General features: G+C 65.7%; 15 protein-coding genes. 6 read left to right on the top strand and 9 right to left on the bottom strand.

Going from position 1 to position 20,778, the window contains the following annotated elements; all coding sequences use genetic code 11:
• Positions 1-43: 43 nt before the first annotated feature.
• Positions 44-3,025 carry an ExeM/NucH family extracellular endonuclease gene (locus P8192_RS11700; RefSeq protein WP_278157214.1) on the top strand — a complete coding sequence of 994 codons (2,982 nt, stop codon included), beginning with the start codon at positions 44-46 and terminating at the stop codon, positions 3,023-3,025.
• A gap of 83 nt (positions 3,026-3,108) precedes the next feature.
• Here the strand turns inward: P8192_RS11700 and P8192_RS11695 are convergent, their stop codons facing one another.
• The 5 genes from P8192_RS11695 to P8192_RS11675 all read right to left on the bottom strand — a co-directional run bounded on the left by P8192_RS11695 (position 3,109) and on the right by P8192_RS11675 (position 9,748).
• Positions 3,109-5,184, bottom strand: coding sequence for a BCCT family transporter (locus P8192_RS11695; RefSeq protein WP_278157213.1), 2,076 nt, complete (start codon positions 5,182-5,184; stop codon positions 3,109-3,111).
• Positions 5,185-5,337: 153 nt separating this feature from the next.
• A complete protein-coding gene (trmB, locus tag P8192_RS11690) occupies positions 5,338-6,105 on the bottom strand; it encodes a tRNA (guanosine(46)-N7)-methyltransferase TrmB (protein ID WP_278157212.1) in 768 nt (255 codons plus the stop codon).
• 21 nt (positions 6,106-6,126) lie between these two features.
• Positions 6,127-8,319 carry a penicillin-binding transpeptidase domain-containing protein gene (locus P8192_RS11685; RefSeq protein WP_278157211.1) on the bottom strand — a complete coding sequence of 731 codons (2,193 nt, stop codon included), beginning with the start codon at positions 8,317-8,319 and terminating at the stop codon, positions 6,127-6,129.
• A 78-nt stretch (positions 8,320-8,397) separates the two neighbouring features.
• Complete coding sequence (locus tag P8192_RS11680; protein ID WP_278157210.1) at positions 8,398-9,177, bottom strand: DedA family protein; 780 nt, start codon at positions 9,175-9,177, stop codon at positions 8,398-8,400.
• A gap of 46 nt (positions 9,178-9,223) precedes the next feature.
• Complete coding sequence (locus P8192_RS11675; RefSeq protein WP_278157209.1) at positions 9,224-9,748, bottom strand: hypothetical protein; 525 nt, start codon at positions 9,746-9,748, stop codon at positions 9,224-9,226.
• 62 nt (positions 9,749-9,810) lie between these two features.
• Here P8192_RS11675 and P8192_RS11670 point away from each other — a divergent pair, with 62 nt between their 5' ends.
• Positions 9,811-10,557: a sulfite exporter TauE/SafE family protein gene (locus tag P8192_RS11670; protein WP_278157208.1), complete on the top strand. Its 747-nt coding sequence runs from the start codon at positions 9,811-9,813 to the stop codon at positions 10,555-10,557.
• A gap of 110 nt (positions 10,558-10,667) precedes the next feature.
• Positions 10,668-11,261, top strand: coding sequence for a hypothetical protein (locus tag P8192_RS11665; RefSeq protein ID WP_278157207.1), 594 nt, complete (start codon positions 10,668-10,670; stop codon positions 11,259-11,261).
• 112 nt (positions 11,262-11,373) lie between these two features.
• Here P8192_RS11665 and P8192_RS14465 read toward each other — a convergent pair whose 3' ends face one another.
• Both P8192_RS14465 and P8192_RS11650 read right to left on the bottom strand, forming a co-directional pair.
• Positions 11,374-12,672, bottom strand: coding sequence for a methyltransferase domain-containing protein (locus P8192_RS14465; protein WP_347403408.1), 1,299 nt, complete (start codon positions 12,670-12,672; stop codon positions 11,374-11,376).
• On the bottom strand, positions 12,669-13,925 hold the full coding sequence (locus tag P8192_RS11650) for a YihY/virulence factor BrkB family protein (protein WP_278157206.1): 1,257 nt from the start codon (positions 13,923-13,925) through the stop codon (positions 12,669-12,671). The genes P8192_RS14465 and P8192_RS11650 overlap by 4 nt, the downstream gene beginning before the upstream one ends.
• A gap of 103 nt (positions 13,926-14,028) precedes the next feature.
• On the opposite strand from P8192_RS11650, the gene P8192_RS11645 reads away from it, so the two are divergent.
• The gene (locus tag P8192_RS11645) at positions 14,029-14,874 is read left to right on the top strand and encodes a hypothetical protein (RefSeq protein WP_278157205.1); all 846 of its coding nucleotides are present in this window, start codon (positions 14,029-14,031) and stop codon (positions 14,872-14,874) included.
• Between the two features lie 180 nt (positions 14,875-15,054).
• On the opposite strand, the gene P8192_RS11640 is transcribed toward P8192_RS11645, so the two are convergent.
• Positions 15,055-15,324, bottom strand: a complete 270-nt coding sequence (locus tag P8192_RS11640; protein WP_278157204.1) for a hypothetical protein — start codon at positions 15,322-15,324, stop codon at positions 15,055-15,057.
• An 868-nt stretch (positions 15,325-16,192) separates the two neighbouring features.
• Here P8192_RS11640 and clpB point away from each other — a divergent pair.
• Positions 16,193-18,790 carry an ATP-dependent chaperone ClpB gene (gene clpB / locus P8192_RS11635; RefSeq protein WP_278157203.1) on the top strand — a complete coding sequence of 866 codons (2,598 nt, stop codon included), beginning with the start codon at positions 16,193-16,195 and terminating at the stop codon, positions 18,788-18,790.
• A gap of 80 nt (positions 18,791-18,870) precedes the next feature.
• On the opposite strand, the gene P8192_RS11630 is transcribed toward clpB, so the two are convergent.
• On the bottom strand, positions 18,871-19,374 hold the full coding sequence (locus P8192_RS11630) for a hypothetical protein (protein ID WP_278157202.1): 504 nt from the start codon (positions 19,372-19,374) through the stop codon (positions 18,871-18,873).
• A 111-nt stretch (positions 19,375-19,485) separates the two neighbouring features.
• Between P8192_RS11630 and P8192_RS11625 the strand changes: the two genes are divergently transcribed.
• Positions 19,486-20,775 carry a sensor histidine kinase gene (locus tag P8192_RS11625; RefSeq protein WP_278157201.1) on the top strand — a complete coding sequence of 430 codons (1,290 nt, stop codon included), beginning with the start codon at positions 19,486-19,488 and terminating at the stop codon, positions 20,773-20,775.
• Positions 20,776-20,778: the final 3 nt, after the last annotated feature.

The raw sequence follows: 20,778 nt of genomic DNA, 5'->3' as shown, positions 1-20,778 counted from the left end.
TGTGCTCACCGGCGTTCACTCGCCCTGTTGGAGAGAGGCCTCCATGGCTGTTCCCTTATCTGTTTCCACCCGAAACACCGTGATCGCGGGGCTCGCCGCGACCGCCGTCGGAGTGTCCGCGCTCGTCGGTATCCAAGTTGCGGCCAGTGCGTCGCTCACCGATGCACCGGTGATCAACGAGTTCGTCACCGATACCGCCGGGACCGATGTCCTCGAATTCGCGGAGATCCTGGTCCCCGAAAACTTTGACACCGCCGAACTGCACGTGGTGGGGATCGAGGGCGACGGCAACTCCAACCAGGGCAAAGCCGTGCATGTCTATCCGCTGGCGGACGTGGAGTTCGATGACGACGGACGCGGTGTGCTGACCGTGCCGGTGAATGGCTTCCAGAACGGCTCGCTCACCCTAGCGCTGGTGAACGGCGCCGTGGCGTCTAACACCCAGATGGACGCTGAATTGGATGGTGTGCTGGACGACGCCGCGCTGGCCGATCAGGGCGTGGAGGTGCTCGACGTCGTGGGTCTGCACGACGGCGACTCTGGGGATCTGGCTTGGGGCACTGAGCTGTCCGCCTCCGACTTCGACGGGTACACGAGCACGCTCGGCGGTGCCTCCCGCGTTCCAGACGGTTCCGACACGTGGGTGCCCAACGCGTACAACGGCGCCGGACTGCCCGGCATTGACGCCGCACCGCGGGGCGAGTTTGAGGTGGCGAGCGCCCCCGGTACGGCCAACGGCGAGGGCGCGGGTACTCCAGAACCGGAGCCCACGGATGAGCCGAGCGAACCCGGTGCGGTCTGCGACGCCGACGTCACCTCGATCTCCGAGGTGCAGGGCGCCGGGGCCGCCACCCCGCTCAACGATCAGAATGTCACCGTGCGCGGGGTCGTCGTCGGCGACTTCTTCAACGCTTCGGGTGGCTCCAACGGTTTCTGGGTCCAAGAGCGCGACGAGACGGCGGACGATGATCTGGCCACCAGCGAAGCAGTGTTTGTGCACCACCCGAACGCCGAAGCACCCGAGCAGGGCACCCTGGTCACGGTGTCCGGCCGCGCCGGCGAGTATGACAACCAGACCCAGCTCTCCAACACCACCATGACCGAGTGCGGCACCGCCGAGCTGCCCGCCCCGGTCGAGATCAGCTTCCCGGTCGAGGAGGACTACGAGCACCTCGAAGGCATGCGGGTCACGATCCCCGAGGCCATCGTGCTGGAAACCTACCAGTTCGGTCGCTACGGCGAGGTCGTCGTCGGGCCCGAGCGCCAATTCACCCCGACCGCGATCCACGCCCCGGAATCCGCGGAGGCCCAGGAACTCTACGAGTCGAACCAGGCGAACCGCATCACCATCGATGACCGCAATTCAATTCAGAACTACTACCCGGCCGAGCACCTCAACGGGGAGCCGTTCAGCATCGAGGACTACTTCCGTGGCGGTGACACCTTCCGCGACCTCACCGGTGTGATGGACTTCCGCAACAGCGTCTGGAAGATTCAGCGCACCGAGGCTGCCGACTACGAGAACACCGTGCCGCGCGAGTCCGAGGTCCCTGACGTCGGCGGTGACGTGCAGGTCGCGGCGTTCAACGTACTCAATTACTTCACCACCTTCAATTCCCGCGGCGCGCAGGACGACGAAGAGTTCGAACGTCAGAAGGCGAAACTGGTTGCGGCGATCGGTGACCTTGGCTCCGACGTCGTCGGGTTGATGGAGATCGAAAACAACAACGACGTCGCACTGCGCGATCTCGTCGATGGCGTGAACAACTACTTGGATGAGGACCGCTACGTGGCCCTGGAAACCGGACGCCTGGGCACCGATCAGATCACCACCGCCATGATGTACGACCCCGAGGCGGTCACCCCAGCCGGCGCGCACCAGGTGCTCGACGGCAGTGTGGACTCCCGCTTCAACACCTCACGCCACCGTCCGGCGCTGGCGCAGACCTTCACCGCGGCCGGGGAGACCGGGGAGCTCGGCGAGTTCACGGTGATCACCAACCACCTGAAGTCCAAGGGCTCCGAGTGCGGCTCCGAGGACAACAACACCCACCTGGTGGGCTCCTGCGACGCCGAGCGCACCGCCGCCGCTGAGGCCCTGGTGGACTGGGCGGTGGACGCCGAGCTGCCGAAGCCGGTGATGATGGGCGACCTGAACGCCTACGACCATGAGGCCCCGATCACCACCCTGACCGAGGGCGGCTACGTGGACCTGAAGAAGGAGTACGAGGGTGAAGAAGCCTACTCCTACGTGTTCGACGGCCAACTGGGGTACCTCGACTACGCGATGGCGCACGAGGACATCATGCCCCACATTTCGGGTGCGGCCTCCTGGCACACCAACTCGGACGAGATCTCGGTGCTGGACTACCAGACCCGGTTCCACACCGATCCCCGTCAGGACGACATCTACGCCCCCGACGTGTATCGCTCCTCGGACCACGACCCGGTGGTGTTCGGTCTGAACCTGGACGAGTCCGGTACCGAGCCGAGCGAGCCCGGTGAGCCCGGGGACGGCGATATCCCGGTCGAGGCCGAGATCCCCGGTCTGCCCGGTGACGATGACGACAACAACGCGCCCGGTTCGCTGGTACTCTCCATCGCTGACGGCACCACCACCCTGGGCAACCAGCGCAACGCCGGTGACCGGCTGCGCGTGACCGGTGAACTACCCACCGTGTCCGTGACCGACACCCGTCGTACCGGCGCCGGCTGGGCCATGGCCGGCCAGTCCTCCGACCTGAGCATCGCCGGCGACAGCGGCGAGTCCGTCACGGCTGACCACCTCGGCTGGGCACCCTTCGTCAACGACACCACCAACAGCGCCACCCCGGGTGAGGTTTCCCGCGGCGTGCTCGCCGGCGGCGAGGGCCTGGCCGCCCCGGCCACCCTGGGCTCGGCCACCGAGGAGACCCGCCTGGGCACCTCGGACCTCGCGGCCGATCTGGTGCTCGAGGTTCCGGTCGACACCGAAGCCGGCACCTACACCGGCGCCCTGTCGGTCTCCCTGTTCCCGGTCGACTGACCAGACACCGCATCACCACCTGTTAACCACATCGGTCCCGCACCCCTCATCTGGGAGTGCGGGACCGATGTGGTTCTGGAGGGTTACCGCTGCGGTGCGGCCTCGTCCGAGGTGGTGGACTCGGTGCCGACGCTGTCCTCGGTGCCCGAGGCGTCATCGTCGGGAGTCCATCCGTCGGCGTATTCACCGGTCCCGTAGTCGTAGTCGACCTCGTTGCCGTCCTCGTCGGTGCGCTGGTACCACTCGGTGAGTTTCTCGTCGGTGGAGTCGAAGTCGGCGCCGGCGCCGCGGCCATCGGTGGCATGGCGGACCTGGAGCTCGAACTCGTCGCCGTGCTCCTCGAGGCCGCGCACCACCGCGTTCTTGATGGCGGTGCGAGCATAGTTGTGGCGAATGGCAGCCGGGTCGGTGGCCAGGTCCTTCAGGAAGGCCACCATCATCAGGATGAGGATCAGACTGAACGGCATCGCGATGAGGATCGTGAGGTTCTGCAGCCCGGAGAGCGCATCCTCACCACCGGCGAGCAGCATGACCACTGCGATGCCCATCATGCACAGCCCCCAGAACACCACGAGCAGCTTGTTCGGCGACGGCGTCCCGCGCGAAGACATGGTGCCCATCACTACGGAGGCGGAGTCGGCGGAAGTGATGAAGAAGATCGCCAACACCACAATCAGGATGTACGGGGTGACGCCGTTGAGCGGCAGCAGGTCGAACATGTGGAACAGCACTTGCTCTGGGGTGGCGGAGCCGTCGAAGCCCTCCACGCCGTTGATGGAGTTCATAATCGAGGTGCCACCGAACACGGTGAATGCCAGGATCAGGATCATGGTGGGCACCGCCATGGTGGCCAGGGTGAACTCGCGCAGGGTCCGGCCTCGGGAAATCCGGGCGATGAACATGCCCACGAACGGGGTCCAGGCGATCCACCAGGCCCAGTAGAAGGCAGTCCACCAGGACTGGAACTCGACGGTCTCCGGGCCCCACGACAGGGACTTGCCCATCATGGTCACAAACTCGGCGGCGTAGGTCATGATGCCGGAGGGGATCAGATTCAGCAGGAACAGCAGCGGCCCGGTGAAGAACACGAACAGCACCAGCCCGAGGGTCAGGGTGATATTGATGTTGGAGAGATACCGGATGCCGCGGGCCACCCCGGACACCGCCGAGATGATGAACCCCAAGGACAAAATACCGATGATGAGGATCAGCACGGCATTGCCGACCTCACCGAGCCCGCTGATGATGGTCACGCCCTGCCCGATCTGAATGGCGGAGAGTCCCAGGGTCGCGGCGGTGCCGAACAGGGTGGCGACGATGGCGAACATGTCGATGATCTTGCCGGGAACCCCATCGGTCTGGGCGCCGAAAATGGACCGAAACGCCGAGGACAGCAGAGTCACCCGGCCGCGGCGGTACGAGGAGTAGGCCAGGGCGCCGCCCACCAGCGCGTAGAGCGCCCAGGCGTTGAGCCCCCAGTGATAGTGGGCCTGGGCTATGCCCTGGTGGATAGCCTGCCGGTTGACCTCGGTTTCGCCACCGGAGGCCGCAATCATGGCGTTGAGCTGGTTCTGCGCAGCGGCGTCGGTGTGCGGGGCCGGGTCGAGAAAGAAGGCCAACGGCTCGGAAGGTCCGAAGAAGAAGATACCCACACCGATGCCGGCGCCGAACATCATCGCGATCCAGGAGAACCGGGAGAACTCAGGGGTTTCGTCGTCCTTACCCAGCCGGATGCGCCCGAACCGGGAGAACGCGACGTAGACCATCACGAACACGCCGAGGATCATGGTCAGGTTCAGCAACCAGCCGATGTTCTCCATGGCCCAGGAGAAGCCGATCGACGCCGCCGTGCCCACCGATTCGGGGCTGAGGACGCCCCAGGTGACGAACCCGACGATGAGCACGCCGACGACGCCGGAGATCAGCCAGTCGATGCCGAACCGGTTGCGCTGCTCATCCACGGAAATCCCGGGCACCAGCCCGGGGTGGATGTCATGCGGGTAGAGCCCGACGGCGGAGTCGCGGTTCGGGGACAGCAACTGCGAGGCCAACGGGCCGCGGTGCGTGCGGCGCTGGATTTGTTCGGGCTGCTGGTCTTCGGGTGTGGAGGGTGGGTTCGTCGCCACCGGGGTCCCTTCGTTGTACCGTGCGAGCGTCATCGGGCGCAGCACCTCCGCGGTGCGAGGAGGGGGAGTTCAGCGATGACGCGCGACGCAGGTCGTTACCTGCGGGTTTACGAGCACAAAGGCTACCAGCCCCAGATGAGCGGGGCTCATCCGGTCGGCTCAGCCAGACTCAGCGAAGGTCCCCCGTCAGCGAGGAGCGCGGGTGTAGGTGAGGTCGAAGATCTCGCGGCCGGCGCGGTGGGCCTTGTTCTCGAAGCTGGTCAGCGGGCGGGTGTCGAAGCGCGGGGCGAAGCCGTCGTGAACATTGCGCAGGGCGGCGGCGTCGTCGAGCACCTCACGCATCTGCCAGGCGTAGTCCTCCCAGTCGGTGGCCAGGCGCAGGGTGCCGCCGTCACGCAGCACCCGCTCCAACTTCGGTACCAGGGTGGGGCTGACCAAGCGGCGCTTGTGGTGGCGGGCTTTGTGCCAGGGGTCGGGGAAGAAGATCCAGATCTCGTCCGCGCTGGCCTCGGGCAGCAGGTGGTCCAGTACCTCGGGGGCGTTGGCCTGTACGGCGCGGATGTTCTCCAGCTCGTGGGTCTCCATGCCCAACAGCAGCGCGGCAACACCCGGGGTGTACACCTCGACGGCAAGGAAGTTCGCCTCGGGGCGGGCCTGGGCGCCGGCCAGGGTGGACTCGCCCTGCCCGCAGCCGATGTCGACCACCAGGGGCGCGGTGCGTCCGTAGACCTGCTCGAGTTGCAGGTGGGAGTTCGGGGCGACCGAGGTATCGGCGCGGTCGCGGGGCACCTTGAGCACCACGTGCGGGCTCATCCGGTCCCAGGCGGCCTGGCGGCCGGGATTCAGCCGGGCGCCGCGGCGGACGAAGGACACCGGCTGGGTGCGGTACAGGCCGGGATCCGGGTTCGGGTTGTGGCCGTGGGGGTGTTGGGCGGGGGCAGAATTCTCAGTCATCGTCTACCAGAGTAGAGCAGATTACTCGGAGGGGATGATCTCTTCGAGCTCGGTGAGAAACTCTTGCAGGACCGGGCCGTTGGTCTGGGATCCGGCGAAGCCCTCGTTGAAGAACAGCGCGACGGCGAGGTCCCCATGGATGGAGGTGATCCAGGTGTGGGCCAGGGTCTCGCCCTCGGAGACGAACTGGGCGGTGCCGGTCTTGGCCAGCACCGGAGCACCGGGAACCTGCTGCAGGGTCGGCACGGTGCCCTCGTTCACCGGCCCGGCCATCAGCTCGCGCAGCTGGGCGGCTTCCTCCTCGGTGAGCGGGGTGTTACCGGGCAGGTTCTCGTTCTCGGTGGGATCCACCTCTGGGTCGGTCACCACGATGGGGGAGACGGTGGAGCCGGCGGCGATGGAAGCAGATACGGTGGCCATCCCCAGCGGCGAGGCCTGAGTGACGCCTTGACCGAAGAGGTTCGCGGCGTGCCCGGCGCCGGTGGCGTCGTCGGGGATGCTGCCCAAGAAAGCGCCGTCGAATCCGACGATGGGGTCGGCCACCAGGCCCAGTGCCACCGCGGCGTCGTACTCCTGTTGGGCGGTGATGTCGTTCCACTGCCCCACGAACACGGTGTTGCAGGACTGGGCGATGGCTTGGGCCAGCGTGATCTCCCCGAGGAACTGGGTGGGGTAGCCGTCGAAGTTGCCGATCTCGGTGCCGTCGGTGTTGATGGTGGCCGGGCAGCTGACGGTGGACTCGGGTGTCATCCCGTTGCGCAGCATGGCCAGGGCGGTGATCAGCTTGTAGGTAGAGCCGGGCGCGTATTTTCCGGACATCGCCACTGGCCAGCTCATCGACTCCGGGCCGTCCGCTGCGGCGAGGATGTGCCCATCGGAGGGACGCACGACGACGAGGCCGGCGGGGACCTCAGACTCGGCAAGGGTGTCTTCGGCCAGCTGCTGGACCTGTTGATGCAGCGTGGTGGTGATGGAGGCGCCGTCGATGGGCTCGCGGGTGAAGGAGACCGGGTCGTGCTCGGGCGCCGTGTCTGATGCCGCGGCGTCGTCGGATACGGCCTCGTTGTCGACGGTGATTTCCAACCCGGAGGTCCCGGAGAGCTCGTCATTGAAGGTGGCCTGCAGTCCCGAGAGCCCGGTGGCCACGCCGGCTTCTAGCGTGCCATCGGAATTCTCCACCTGTTCGGCGGAGGGCTCGCCGAAGGTGCCCAGGACGGAGCGGGCAAAGCTACGGGTCGGAGCCAACATCTGGGTGTCTTCAATAGTTCGGGCCCCGGTGATCTGGTTGATCTCCTCGGACGGAATCCCGGTGGAACCGTCGGCACGCAGAGTGATGAACTCGACGAAGGCCCGCTGTCCGGCGTCCAGGGTGCGCTCGGTGAAGATGTCGATGTCGAGATCGAGTACTTCCGCCAGCGCGGTGGCGGATTCGGTGAGCAACTCCTCGGCCTCGGTCTGCTGGGCCTCGGTGAGTTCGCCCTCGATCTGCAGGGCGTCCATGATGCGCGCCTTGTCGATGCCGATGCGCTGCACCGGGCGGTTGGTTACGATGGGTTCGCCCTCGCCGTCGAGAATCCGGCCCCGCTCGGAGGCGGTCTCAGCGACGACGACGGCGCCGCCTTCAGCCAGCCCGGGCACCAGCGATTCCGGGGTCAGCCGCGGCTGCCAGGCCTCGGCCTCCTCGTTCCACACCAGGGTGGTTTCCGCGGTGTAGGACCACTCGTCTGTGGATTTCGCGGAGGCCTCTGCGGAATCAGATGCCTCGGCGCTCTCGGTGGGTTCAGACTGGTCAGATTCCTCGGATGTCTCACCGCTGAGGTCCCAGGTCACCGTGTAGGTGGCGGTTGCGGTCGCCGGTGCGTCTTCGGCTTCGTCCGTGCCCTCTGCTTCTTCATCGACCGCGACCTCGTCCAGGGTCACCGTCATCGGGTACGACTCCAGCTGGGCCAGTGCTTCGACGAGCGCATCCAGGTCCGAAGAGTTGGCAGCCAGGGCCGCCGTGTCGACCTCGGTGAGCTCGTCCGAGGCCAGCTGACTGGCCCAGGCTTCAGCAGTATCGTTGGGATCCGGAAGGGAGGTGCCGCAGGAGCTTAGAATCAGCGCGAAGGCGATGCCGGCGGCACCGAGACCGAGCGCGCGTGACGAAAATCGAGCGCGCCGAGTCCTGCGAGCATGACGGGCGGAAGCAGGGTGTGAGGTGAGTGCTGCGGCCATGCTTGCATTCTAGAGTGTTCCGGGCCACCTCGACCTGGGATCAAGGCCTGTGAAGCCCATGTCAGGCCCGCATTGACTCTACTTGCGGCCGGGGCCGTGCTGGACCAGGGCGTCGATGCGGCGGGCGGCCTCGTCGGCGCTGGGCGGCTGGTAGTTCGGATCCTGGGCGCGCCGGCGATTGCGCAGCACCCGTAGCGTCATCCACACCACGATCGCGGCCACGACCAGTCCGAGGATCACATTGGAGAACACGTCGGCGTAGTCGGAGATGAGGTGGAAATTTTCGCCCAGCAGGAAGCCACCACCGATAAAGAGGGTGTTCCAGATGCCCGAGCCCACCGTGGTCAGCAGTAGGAACAGCCCCATGTGCATGCGCTCCACCCCGGCGGGGATGGAGATCAGCGAGCGGAAAATGGGCACCATGCGCCCCACGAACACGGTCCAGTAGCCGAAGCGGAGGAACCAGCGCTCGGTTTTTTCGACGTCGTCAATATCCACCAGCGGCAGCCAATCCGCCGCGCGATACAGCCGACGCCGCCCGAACCAGGCGCCCAAACCGTAGAGCAGGGCCGCGCCCACCACCGAACCAACCGTGGCCCAGAGCACGGCCTCCCACACGGTGAACGCGCCAGACGCGGCAGTGAAGCCGGCCAGGGCCAGGAACAGCTCCGAGGGGATGGGCGGGAAGATGTTCTCGATGAGTACCGCCAGGCCGACCCCGATGGGCCCGATGGCTTCCATGACGGCGACGACGGCGTCGCCGAGCCACCCGTAGGACACGTCCGCCTGGTCTGTGGGCGCAACGGCGGTCAGGGGCACGTGCGCCGCAGCAGACAACGATGAGATCGAGGGAAGCATTGCTCCATTGTGACGAATAAAGCTGAATCGTGGCTGAACCGCCGGATTAGGGCGTCCAGAGTGCTCGGGCGCGGGACTGATCCCAGAGGCCTTGATTGATCGACTCCTGCGACTGGCCAATATCGGCGAGCGTGGAGGTTTCACGTCCTTCCCATGCAGCGGAGAAGGCCTCCAGGTGAATCCACTCGCCGACTTCTAGATAGTCGGGGTGGCAGTAGGGGTCCGGCATCTCTCCGGTTCCGTCCCAGTCCCGGGGCCAGCCGGAGGGCTGGTAGATGCCGTTCTGTTCCGTTTTGGCAGCCAGGGCTTCGTCGTCGTCGCAACGAAGGTGGTGGATCTCGACGCCGGCGCCGTTCTCGCCAGGGATGTGGCGAAACTCCACGGCGCCGTCCGGGTCATCGACGATGAGCTGGCTTGGCCGGAACACCCGATCCTCGGGCGGTTCGATCCCGTGCGCTTTGTACCTCGCGGACAAGGGAACCTCACCGAAGGAATCGTCACCGCAGGCCGTCAGGATCAGCACGGCCGCACCCAGCAACGGTCCGGCCGAAGCCCAGGCGGTGGTGCGCATATTCTCAGCTTACCCAGAGTTCGGTGGGGATGGACAAGCCTCGCCCCGCTAGAGTGGCGATCGTGGAAACGTGGATGGTGCTGGCAGCGGTCGCCGCCGGACTCGTGGGCGCCTGCCTGCAGCGCGTCTCCGGCGCGGGGGTCGGCCTGGTGGTCACCCCGGTGATGGTGCTGCTGTTCGGCCCGGTGGCCGGGGTGCTGCTGACCAACGCCACCAGTATTGTGTCCGCGTTGCTGATCATGACCACCGTGTGGGCAGGGATCGACTGGAAACGGCTGAGCCAGCTGGCGCCCATCGGGGTGCTCGGCGCACTCGTGGGCGCGACGCTCGTGGCCGAGCTGCCTGCCGCGTGGTTGCAGATCGTGGTGGGTGCGGTGGTGTTGCTGACCCTGGTGATGACGTTCTCCCTGCCGCGGCTGCCCGAGTGGACCGGCCCGGTGCCCGCACTCTCAGCCGGCGTCGTCGGCGGATTCCTGAACACGGTGGCCGGAGTAGCGATGCCGGCGATGGTCATTTTCGCCCAGGTGTCCCGGTGGCCGCAACGGGCCTTCGCCGCCACCATGCAGCCGGTGTTCTTCCTCTTCGGGGTGTTTTCGGTGGCGATCAAGCTGCTGCTCGGCGCGGCGGTCGTGGAGGTGCTACCGCCGTGGTGGTTTTTCGCGCTGGTGGGCCTCGGCGTCGTCGTCGGGATTGTGCTCGGCACCGTGCTGTCCCGACACGTGCAGGCCGAGCGGGCTCGGATCCTCGCCGTCGTGCTGGCGGGCGTGGGCGCGGCTGTCACGGTGGTGCGGGGAATTCTCGCGTTGTGAGCGTGCCGGATTCTGGGTACGACAGGACCCGTGCGGGCGGCCAGGGCTGACAGAGGACGGGGGAGTGACTATAGAGTGGTGTCGAAACTGATCCCATCGGAAGGACTCTCATGAGCATCGTCCAGATCCCGCTGCGCCTGACCACCGGCGCGTTCGTGCTGAATTCGGGCCTGAACAAGCGCAACCTGACCGACGAGCAGGCCGAAGGTCTGCGCCAGATGGCCGAGAAGGGTCTGCCCGCCGTCAAGGACATGGACGCTGCCACGTTCCGCCGCTTCCTGACCTACAGCGAGATCGGCGTGGGCGCGGCCCTGCTGCTGCCAGTGGTTCCAGGCTGGGTGGCCGGTACCGCGTTGAGCGCCTTCTCCGCAGGCCTGGTCAACATGTACCTCAACACCCCGGAGATGACCGAGGACGACGGCGTGCGTCCCTCGCAGGAGGGCACCTCGGTGGCCAAGGATGTCATCATGCTGGGCGCCGGCGTGGCTGTCACCCTGGACTCGCTGGTGAACCGCAAGGCCAGTAAGCGCAAAGCCGCCGCCAAGCGTGCCCGCAAGATCTCGGACGCCAAGAGCGAGAAGGTGGAGGCCATTCAGGAGGCTGCTGCCGATCGCGTGGACGCCATCAACCAGGCCCGCGAGGAGCAGGTCGACGCCCTGCGTAAGGCCCGCAAGGACCTGAAAGCTCAGCGCAAGGGCAAGTAAGCCTCGCGATTCTGTAGCAAGCACTACACACGACGACGCCGGATCCCGTTGCAGGGGTCCGGCGTCGTGCTATTGCTGACTGTCTAGCTGTCTTGTTGTCTGCTTGTCCGGGTCAGCGGCGCAGCACGGCCACCAGGAAATCGGACTCCTCGGTGAAGGGCTGCAACGTCCAGGTGGAGTACCGGGCGTCCACCGTGAAACCCTCGGCTGCGGCGTCGGCGAAAAACTCGGTGAAGGTGTAGCCGCGACCGGCGCCGAAGCCGATCACCACACGGCCCGAATCGACCAGCAGCTCCCGGATGCTGCGTAGCGCCGGACGCCGGCCGGCCGGGGCCAGGAATCCGAATACGTTGCCGGCGCTGACCGCCAGATCGAACGGCTCTGCCAGCGTTTCGCGGGCCTCATCCGAGAGCGAAGACTCCAGATTTTCCAGGTCGCCGGTGAACCAGGTGGCGTCGGGGAAATCGGTACGGGCCACCTCAACCAGGTGCGGATCCACATCCACACCGACCACGCTGTGCCCCGCCTCGGCCAGGTACCCTCCGGTGCGGCCGGTGCCGCAACCGGCATCGAGAATGCGGGATTCGCGCTCGGCCATCGCGTCGATCAGCCGGGCCTCGCCGTCGACGTCGAAGCCCTCTGCTGCTAGTCGCCGCCAGCGTTCCGCATAGCGCTGGGAGTGCCCCGGGTCCGCGGTGACTGCACGCGTCCAGGCGTTTCCGGTGGTTGCGGGCTCCGGCGCGACTACTGCTTCCGGCGACTCGGCGGACTCCGGCTCCGGACCGAGAGCCACCGTGGAGTATCCGGCCTCCGGATCAGCGGGCAGCGGCTTGATAGGCCGGGCTGGCACCCCGACGGCGATCACATTGGCGGGCAGATCCCGGGTGACTACAGCCCCGGCACCGACCACCGTGTTCTCGCCGATGGTCACGCCCGGGCCGACCACCACGCCAGCGCCCAACCACACATTATCGCCGATGACGATCGGCTCACCGGACTCCCACTTGGCCCGACGCGGTCCGGCCTCCACTGGGTGCGAGGCAGTCACCAGTTGCACGCGCGGACCGATCTGCACGTCGGCGCCGATGGTGATGGGCGCGACGTCGAGAGCCAGCAGCCCGAAATTGGCGAAGGTGCGGGCCCCGATACGAATGTAGCGCCCGTAGTCAACATTGAAGGGTGGGCGGATCTCCACCTGCTCGCCGACCTCACCGAGCAGGTCGCGCAACAGCTCGGTGCGGGTGGCGCCGTCGTCGATGGAGGTGGCGTTGTATGTTTCGGTGAGCCGCTGAGCTCGAGCCGAGGCGGAGCCCAGCTCGTCGCTGGCTGCCAAATAGACGTCCCCGGATTCCATGCGCTCGCGCATCGAACGCTCATCGGGGAAGTAGTGCGGGGCCGGGTCGGTGGTCATGCACGGTCCTTTCGTTCGGGGAGGTCTTGGGCCATTTCTTCCGCATCAGATTCCCCCGTGTCGCTGTCGGCTTCTGCGGCTTCGGCGGCCGCGGCGAGTTCTGCGTGGCGAGAGAGGAACGTTTCGCGCACGTAGGGGGTGCCTGTGGTCAGGCGGTGGTTGCCCGCATTCAGGGCGAACAGCGAGCCGGATTCGGTGAGTCGGCTGGTTTTCACCGTGGTGACGGGTTCTCCGGTGTTGGCCGCCCTGGCGATGATCCGGCCCACGCGGTATTCATCGGCGGCCTGTCGGTCCAGCTTCTTCAGAACGCGGGTGTGTACCGTGCGCAGCTGCAAGGTGTCCCAGGCGGGCAGTCCGGCGGCGAGCTGGCGGGCGCGCAGTACCTCGGCGTCCCAGGCCGCCCCGGCGATGAGCACCATGGTGGCGATCCAGGTCATCAGGATGATGACGATCACCCCGTTCAGGGTGGTGAGGATCTGCGAGAAAGAGCCGACCGAGTCCAGTAGCCAGCCCACGGTGCGCAGGGCGAAGAACAGCACCAGCACGGTGAAGGCGCCACCAGCGGTGACGAGCCGGTAGCGGGGCAGCTTCACGTTGGGGGTGGAATAGTAGGCGGTGGAGACCCCGATGATGAGTACCGCGAGAATCACCCACCATTTCACGGTGTTCCAGGTGGCCACAGTTTCGGTGGTGAAGCCCAGCATGGTACCGAGGCGTTCGGAGAACTCGCCGCCGACGGTGATCAGCAGCAGCACGGCAATAGCCACCAGCATGACCCCGATGGTCTCCAGCAGGACTCGGGCGCGGAACAACAGCAGCGGGCGCCCCTCACGGGTGTCGTACAGGCGGTGCATCGCCCGGTGGAATGCGGCCAACACATTCGACGCCGAGTACAGCGACCCCAGCAGTCCAACAACCAGGCCAAGTACCCCGCCGCCGGTGTTGCCCAGCGCCAGCACGGCCGAACTGATAGCAGCCGGCTCCATGGTGGGCACGAGCTCGTGGATCAGCTCGGCCGCGGCTTCTACGGTCTCCGACTGCAATCCCAGCAGCGAAACGAGCGAGACAATGGAGACCAGGGCGGGCAGCACTGAGAGCATGGCGTAGAAGGTCATGGTTCCGGCGACGTCCCACACCTGCATCTCGATGAGTCGCATCCAGGTGCGGCGCAGCACGTAGATCACCGACGCTCGGGGTGCAGCGTAGGTGCGCCGCGAGAAACGCCGTCGTCGTCGTTTCGGGGCAGAACTCATAGCTTCGAGCGTACCGTCCGTCCGTGTGCTGGCAACGGAAGCTCGACCTGAGCGAGGTGGGCTCGGTTGAAGGGATTTGGCGGAGCAGACTACTGTGAAGGTCATGGCAGATTCCCGCACGCGCGCGCTGACGACGGCTCCCGCACTCTTGCTCCTCACAGCCGGCCTGACGTTGACGTCGTGCACCGTTGAGCCCTCCCCGGAACCGTCGGGGAGCCCGTCCGAATCTCCCTCCGAGTCGGCGTCCTCATCGGCCAGTGTGGCGCCGCAGGCCAGCGTGGACGAGTTGGCCGGTGTGTTGCTGACCACCGGTGATGAGGCCCTGCCTGGCGAGCTGAACCTCAGCGTGGAGTCGTATGAGAACCAGCCCTTCACCATGTATTTCTCGCTGAGCGAGTTCACCACCACGGGCCAGTGTGCGGATCTGCTGGCGGAGCTTAATGCGTTCAGCACCCAGGCGCTGATCGGCGTGACCGGCCACTATGAAGCGGCCGCATCTGACGATGAGCCGACGCCGGAGAGCACGGAGTCGGAGGGTGACGCGTCGGACGCGGATGCCGAGTCCTCGGTCGTCATCGAGACCATGGTGATCGAGACAGCGGATGATGTCGACCCGATGTCGGTGTACTCCCGGATCCCGGGCGCGTGCGACTCGGTGGACAGCGATGAGCTGGAAGGTTCGACGGCCACCTTCACTCAGCTGGGCGATCTGGATGCGTTCCAGCTGAGCGTGGATGACGGTTCAGGCGAGGTGGAGACGCTCCACACCGGTGGCGGGACTGCGGGCAACCACCACGTTTACATTGCGGCCACGGGAATCAGCGAAGCTGAGGCGGAGACGCTGTTCACCGAGCAGATCAATCGACTCGAGGACGCTTTCGGCGACGAAGAATCGTCGAGCGCGACCCCGTCATCGAGTGCGACGAGCCCGTCGCCGACGGATTCCTAGCGGTTTCTGACGCCTCGCACTCAGCCACTTAAAACAGTGGGGGTGTGGACGGCGCATCCGTGGTGGGGGGCCTCTGCGGCGGCCGAGGTAGTTCCGGGGGAGTGCACTCGCCGGAGGTTTCGGACACCGAGGCTTCCGTTGACTCGGTGGGCTCGGTCGGTTCCGGAGGCTCGGTCGGGATCAGATCGCCACCAGCTGTGCCGGAACCGCGTGACTGCAGCTCGGCGTTGGTTGTAGATCGATACTCAGCTCGTTGCCCGAGCTCGAGACCTCGTAACGGTCCGGGTCAACGGCCTGTCCATCATTGGCCTGGAACTTGCCCCAGCCCTCCTGCGTATCCGGCAGCGAAGTGATGCGTACCGAGTCCTCCCAGTGGCTCAGCCCCTCGGGGATCTGATCGACGATGGTGACGGGATCTGCGCCCTCCACCAGAGAACCGGGGATGAACACGCGCCAGAACGCTTCGGTGCGGTTCGAGCCGGTCCAGCCGTCCTTGGACGCCGTCTCCCGCTTCGGCGAGATTCCCGGGGGCCGATACCGCCGGGCAGTGGCACCCCGATCATCCCGCGTGTGGTGGCGAAGGTCACCGACTCTTCATCAGTCTGCTGCCATGCCTGCATGAACGCGTCTGCCATGGCCCAAATGTTGTCGTGCTGAGTGAGGTAGGCCTCCTTCTCCAGGGTGCAGACCAAAGACGCCGTTGTCTCTGCGCTCAGTGGTGTGGTCGTGCAGGTCCCCAGGGTGGTGTCCTCATCGATCACGAGAGCGAAGTCGTAGACGTCGAGGTTGAACTCCGGGTCGGCGACGTCCGCAAGGTCAGCGGACCCCGGGGCGAGCACGGCGAGGGAGCAATCACGGTGGTCACTGCTCCTGCGCCGATGATGGTGCGGGGTCGTGGTCTGAAGACGGCCATGGGTTCCCTTCGAGGCGGCCTGGTGCCATATCAGCGGCGTCGGACGTATCCCGCGAAAGACAAAGACCTGGAGTCGCTCACCCAGTGGCGGTCAAAACTCCCCTACTCGCGATGATCGATGCTTTGATAAGAACGTTGTTGGAACGATTCAGAGCACCAGCGTAGGGGGTGATTGAGGGTTTTCGCGTTTGAGTAATCATACTGTGGGTAACTTGCCGCGCCTGAAAGTTTCCTCTGACTTTAATGGATGAAAAGTCTCGTGGGGAAGTAATGCGGCAGACTGGCCGGTGAGGCCGGCTTTTCGGACTGGAATAAGTGTCGCGTCGACAAGGTTGAGTTAAGTAGACTCAAGTAAGAGTATCCAGCATTGATCAGCCCTGGGAGGCTGGGACGAAAGGAGCGGTGATGGACGCACAGTTCACCACGAAATCTCAGGAGGCGCTCTCCGCCGCGGCGATGAACGCTTCCACTGCGGGTAACCCGCAGATCGAGCCGGTCCACCTGCTTAAAGCAGTCATGGATCAACGAGGATCGGTGGCCGTGGGCGTATTGAAAGCCGCCGGTGTCGACCCCGACGTCATCTCCACCGCCGCATCGACCGCCATCAAGTCGTTGCCTGCTACCTCGGGTGACTCCGTCGCCCAGGCGAAACTTTCGCGTACTGGGCTTCAGGTGGTGCAGGCCGCACAAGCCCAGGCCCAAGAGATGGGGGATCAGTATGTATCTACCGAGCACCTGCTGCTTGGTCTGACCGCCGACTCCGGTGCAGCCGGACAGGCACTACGAGATGCCGGCGCCACGCTGGAGGCTCTCAAGGCTGCGGTCACGTCTGTGCGCGGAGATACCCGCGTCACCAGCCCAGATCCCGAGGGAACCTTCCAAGCATTGGAACAGTACGGTACCGATCTGACCGAGGTGGCCCGCTCCGGCAAGCTCGACCCGGTGATCGGCCGTGACGCCGAAATCCGGCGGGTGGTGCAGGTACTCTCGCGGCGCACTAAAAACAACCCCGTGCTCATTGGTGAGCCCGGCGTCGGCAAGACCGCTGTCGTCGAGGGCCTCGCCCAGCGCATGGTGGCCGGCGACGTCCCAGAATCGCTGCGTGGCAAGACACTGATCTCCCTGGACCTGAGTGCCATGGTGGCCGGCGCCAAATACCGCGGTGAGTTCGAGGAACGTCTCAAGGCGGTGCTCGAGGAAATCAAGCGCTCCGATGGACAGATCGTCACCTTTATCGACGAGATCCACACCGTGGTCGGGGCGGGCGGGTCATCCGATGGGTCGATGGACGCGGGCAATATGCTTAAGCCCATGCTGGCTCGCGGCGAGCTACGGCTCATCGGTGCTACCACCCTGGATGAGTATCGCGAGAACATCGAGAAGGACCCAGCCCTGGAGCGCCGCTTCCAGCAGGTCTACGTGGGCGAGCCTTCGGTGGATGACACCGTCGCCATTCTGCGCGGATTGAAGGAGCGTTACGAGGCACACCATAAGGTGGCGATCACCGATGCCGCGCTGGTGGCTGCCGCGAATCTCTCCAACCGCTACATTTCCGGGCGTCAGCTACCGGATAAAGCCATTGACCTGGTGGATGAGGCTGCATCCCGGCTGCGCATGGAGATCGACTCGGCTCCCGAGGAAATTGATCAGCTGCGCCGCGCTGTCGATCGTCTCACCATGGAGGAACTAGCGTTGGAGAACGAGACCGACGCCGCCTCCGTGGAACGTCTGGCCGCACTACGCGAAGAGTTGGCGGACCGTAAGGAAGAACTGTCCGCGCTCAAGGCCCAGTGGGAAGAGGAGAAGTCCCAGCTCAACCGGGCCGGTGATCTGCGCGCTAAGCTCGACGAGCTACGCTCTGAGGCAGAGAAAGCCCAGCGCAACGGCGACCTGGCCGAGGCGTCTCGCATCCTCTACGGCGAGATCCCCACTCTGGAGCAGCAGCTCGCCGCTCAAGAGGAAGCCGAGTCTCAGGGGCCCAAGACCGCGACCATGGTCTCCGAAGAGGTTTCCGCGCAGGACATCGCCGAGGTGATCTCCGCGTGGACCGGTATTCCGGCCGGACGAATGCTCACCTCCGAGCAGGAGAAGTTGCTGCGCATGGAAGACGAGCTGGGTCATCGGCTCATCGGTCAGCGCGCTGCTGTGCAGTCGGTGTCGGACGCGGTGCGGCGCTCGCGGGCCGGAATCGCGGACCCGAACCGGCCGATCGGTTCGTTCCTGTTCCTTGGTCCCACCGGTGTGGGTAAAACCGAGCTGGCCAAGTCGCTGGCGGAGTTTCTCTTCGACGACGATCACGCCATGGTACGCATCGACATGTCCGAATACGCGGAGAAGCACTCCGTCTCCCGGCTGGTGGGTGCCCCTCCCGGCTACGTCGGCTACGACGAGGGCGGTCAGCTCACCGAAGCCGTGCGCCGTCGTCCCTACTCGGTGATTCTGCTCGACGAGGTGGAGAAGGCTCACCCGGAGGTCTTCGACATTCTGCTGCAGGTGCTCGACGACGGTCGGCTCACCGATGGGCAGGGCCGCACCGTGGACTTCCGCAACGTGATCCTGATCTTGACCTCGAACCTGGGCTCGCAGTTCCTGGTGGACCCGAACCTCTCCGCAGAGGAGAAGACCGAAGCGGTGGATCAGGTGGTGAGGTCCGCGTTCAAGCCGGAGTTCCTGAACCGGTTGGATGACATCATCCATTTCGAGCCGCTCGGGGTGGAAGACCTCACCCGGATTGTGGATCTGCAGGTCCAAGTGCTGGCCGAACGGCTCGCTGAGCGCCGGCTTTCTCTGGACGTCACAGACGCTGCGAAGGAATGGCTGGCACTCACTGGCTACGATCCGGCTTATGGTGCCCGGCCGTTGCGCCGCCTGATCCAGCGCGAAATCGGCGACCAGCTGGCCAAGGCGCTGCTGCGCGGGGACGTCCAAGACGGCGACACCGTGCGGGTGGACCGCGACAGCGCCGAGGACGCCGACGGCCTGACCATCACCTCCCAGCGGTGACGCTGATCTGACGCACAGCGGGGCTGACCCAATGAAGGGTCAGCCCCGCTGCGGTGTGGCGGGTGATTGCTGTCAGCTGTTTAGAAACCGGCGAGGTTGATCAGCCCGTTGACGAGCAACCCGGCGACGACGGCGTAGAGGGTGATGGAGATGGCCTGCCAGACCAATACGACCGTCTTGGGTGAGCCGAAGGATACCAGGGTCGGAGCGATGACATGGGTGGGCACCACCAGCATGCCTAGCAGGGTGACACCGGGGACCCCATAACGATCGAAAAGCCGGCGCACATTATCTTGGCGGGGCGAAGACTCTACGGTGCCGCCAGCTGATGAGCCGGAAGAGCTCCGCGCAACGATGGCTTCACGGGTGCCGGAGGCGATGAGGGTGAGCACCGCGACGACGGCGAGGTTGCCGATGATCGCCATGAGTACGGCAACCCACACGGGGACCCCGGCGACGGATCCGACCACCACCGCGCCGTAGTTTTCGATGAAGGGGATCATCGCCACCAGGGAGACACCGAGGAACTGGATGGCCTCGGGCAGGGAGAGGACGAAGTTCTGCAAGCTGTCGATGAAGTTCATGTTCTCAGTCTTCCGCGGTGCACGTCCGCCAGGTAGTGCCGTGGTGTCACCGGATCGTATGACATCGGTGCACGCAGACAGTGACAACTGTCATGGTCCTACACTGGCACCGTGACCACCTCCCAGCCGCAGCCTGCCCACCGCCCCACCGGCCAGTTGCCAGTGAGCGCTGCCTCTGGGGAAGGGTTCGACGATGACTTCCGGGTGAATCTGCCGCTGACCCGCGCCCGCGGGGTGACCGTCACCTGGTGGTACACCTTTGTCTCGGTGCTCGCTCTGGCCCTGGCGATGCTGGGGATCTCCGCACTGGTGCTGGGCGTGATGATGCAGGAGGCGGAGGCCTCCATCGGGCTGCTCGTGGTCAGCCTCGCGCTGTGTCTGGGGACCATCCCGGCGGTGGTGTACGCGAGTTGGCTGATGCGGGAGAACTACGGCACCGGCTGGACGCCGTGGCCCGCCACGCTGGCGATGTTCTCCGTGCCCGTGGTGTGCTGGGCGGTCACGGTGGCCCTCCCCGGTGCCGCATTTTATGGGGCGCTACCGCTGTGGATCCTGATCAGCGTGCTGTTGCCCCTGCTGCGGTTGCGGCAGCGGCTGGTCGTCTTCCTCGTCGGCACCGTCCTGGTGCTCGGGCACGGCTGGCTCAACCCGGATACGTCGATGGTGTTGGGCTCGGGCCAGCCATTCACCACCGTGGTGATCCTGCTGGTCCTGCTGCCCCCGAGCATCGTTTTCTCAGCATGGTGGTGGCGCGTCGTCGTTGATCTCGATGCGGCGCGCACCGCGAGCGGTCAGCTGGCCGTGGCCCGCGAGCGGCTACGTTTCGCCTCCGACCTGCATGACATTCAGGGCCACCACCTGCAGGTGATCGCCCTGCAGGCAGAACTGGCCGACCGGATGCTGTCGTCCTCGAGCCCCCACGCGCAGACCGCCGCGCAGGAGGCTATCCGAGACGTGCGCGCCCTGGCCGAGCAGGCCCAGCAGGAGACGCGTCAGCTGGTGCGGGACCTGCGGGTGGTGTCCCTGCGCGAGGAGCTGGATAACGCCCGCGATGTTCTCGAAGCGGCGGGTATTGCGACCACCATCGACGTCGAGACCGGCCCAGGGACGGTCTCCGAGCAACACGACCGGCTGATGGGCCTGGCCGTGCGCGAGGCCACCACCAATATCCTGCGCCATTCCTCCGCCGCCGAGGTGTCGCTGCGCTGGAGTGTGGACGACGTGCAGCGCCTGGAGATCATCAACGACGGCGTCGAACCCGGTGGTGCGGAGAACTCCTCGGGACAGCAGGGCACCGGACTTGCCGGACTGGACACCCGTTTCCGGGAGGCCGGCGGTTCCGTGACCCATGAACGTGATGGCTCCCGATTCCGACTGATTGCGGCGGTGCCGCTGCCATGACCG

The sequence above is a fragment of the Citricoccus muralis genome (assembly GCF_029637705.1).
Lineage (GTDB): Bacteria > Actinomycetota > Actinomycetes > Actinomycetales > Micrococcaceae > CmP2.
The sequence above is the reverse complement of the archived record's forward strand: the minus strand, read 5'-3'. Positions and strand labels throughout refer to the sequence as shown.

What these genes read in the sequence shown, in the direction of transcription:
- clpB (WP_278157203.1), top strand. Translation starts at nt 16,193, where the DNA reads ATGGACGCACAGTTCACCACGAAATCTCAGGAGGCGCTCTCCGCCGCG.
- P8192_RS11665 (WP_278157207.1), top strand. Translation starts at nt 10,668, where the DNA reads ATGAGCATCGTCCAGATCCCGCTGCGCCTGACCACCGGCGCGTTCGTG.
- P8192_RS14465 (WP_347403408.1), bottom strand. Translation starts at nt 12,672, where the DNA reads ATGACCACCGACCCGGCCCCGCACTACTTCCCCGATGAGCGTTCGATG.
- P8192_RS11700 (WP_278157214.1), top strand. Translation starts at nt 44, where the DNA reads ATGGCTGTTCCCTTATCTGTTTCCACCCGAAACACCGTGATCGCGGGG.
- P8192_RS11675 (WP_278157209.1), bottom strand. Translation starts at nt 9,748, where the DNA reads ATGCGCACCACCGCCTGGGCTTCGGCCGGACCGTTGCTGGGTGCGGCC.
- P8192_RS11695 (WP_278157213.1), bottom strand. Translation starts at nt 5,184, where the DNA reads ATGACGCTCGCACGGTACAACGAAGGGACCCCGGTGGCGACGAACCCA.
- P8192_RS11645 (WP_278157205.1), top strand. Translation starts at nt 14,029, where the DNA reads ATGGCAGATTCCCGCACGCGCGCGCTGACGACGGCTCCCGCACTCTTG.
- P8192_RS11650 (WP_278157206.1), bottom strand. Translation starts at nt 13,925, where the DNA reads ATGAGTTCTGCCCCGAAACGACGACGACGGCGTTTCTCGCGGCGCACC.
- trmB (WP_278157212.1), bottom strand. Translation starts at nt 6,105, where the DNA reads ATGACTGAGAATTCTGCCCCCGCCCAACACCCCCACGGCCACAACCCG.
- P8192_RS11630 (WP_278157202.1), bottom strand. Translation starts at nt 19,374, where the DNA reads ATGAACTTCATCGACAGCTTGCAGAACTTCGTCCTCTCCCTGCCCGAG.
- P8192_RS11680 (WP_278157210.1), bottom strand. Translation starts at nt 9,177, where the DNA reads ATGCTTCCCTCGATCTCATCGTTGTCTGCTGCGGCGCACGTGCCCCTG.
- P8192_RS11685 (WP_278157211.1), bottom strand. Translation starts at nt 8,319, where the DNA reads ATGGCCGCAGCACTCACCTCACACCCTGCTTCCGCCCGTCATGCTCGC.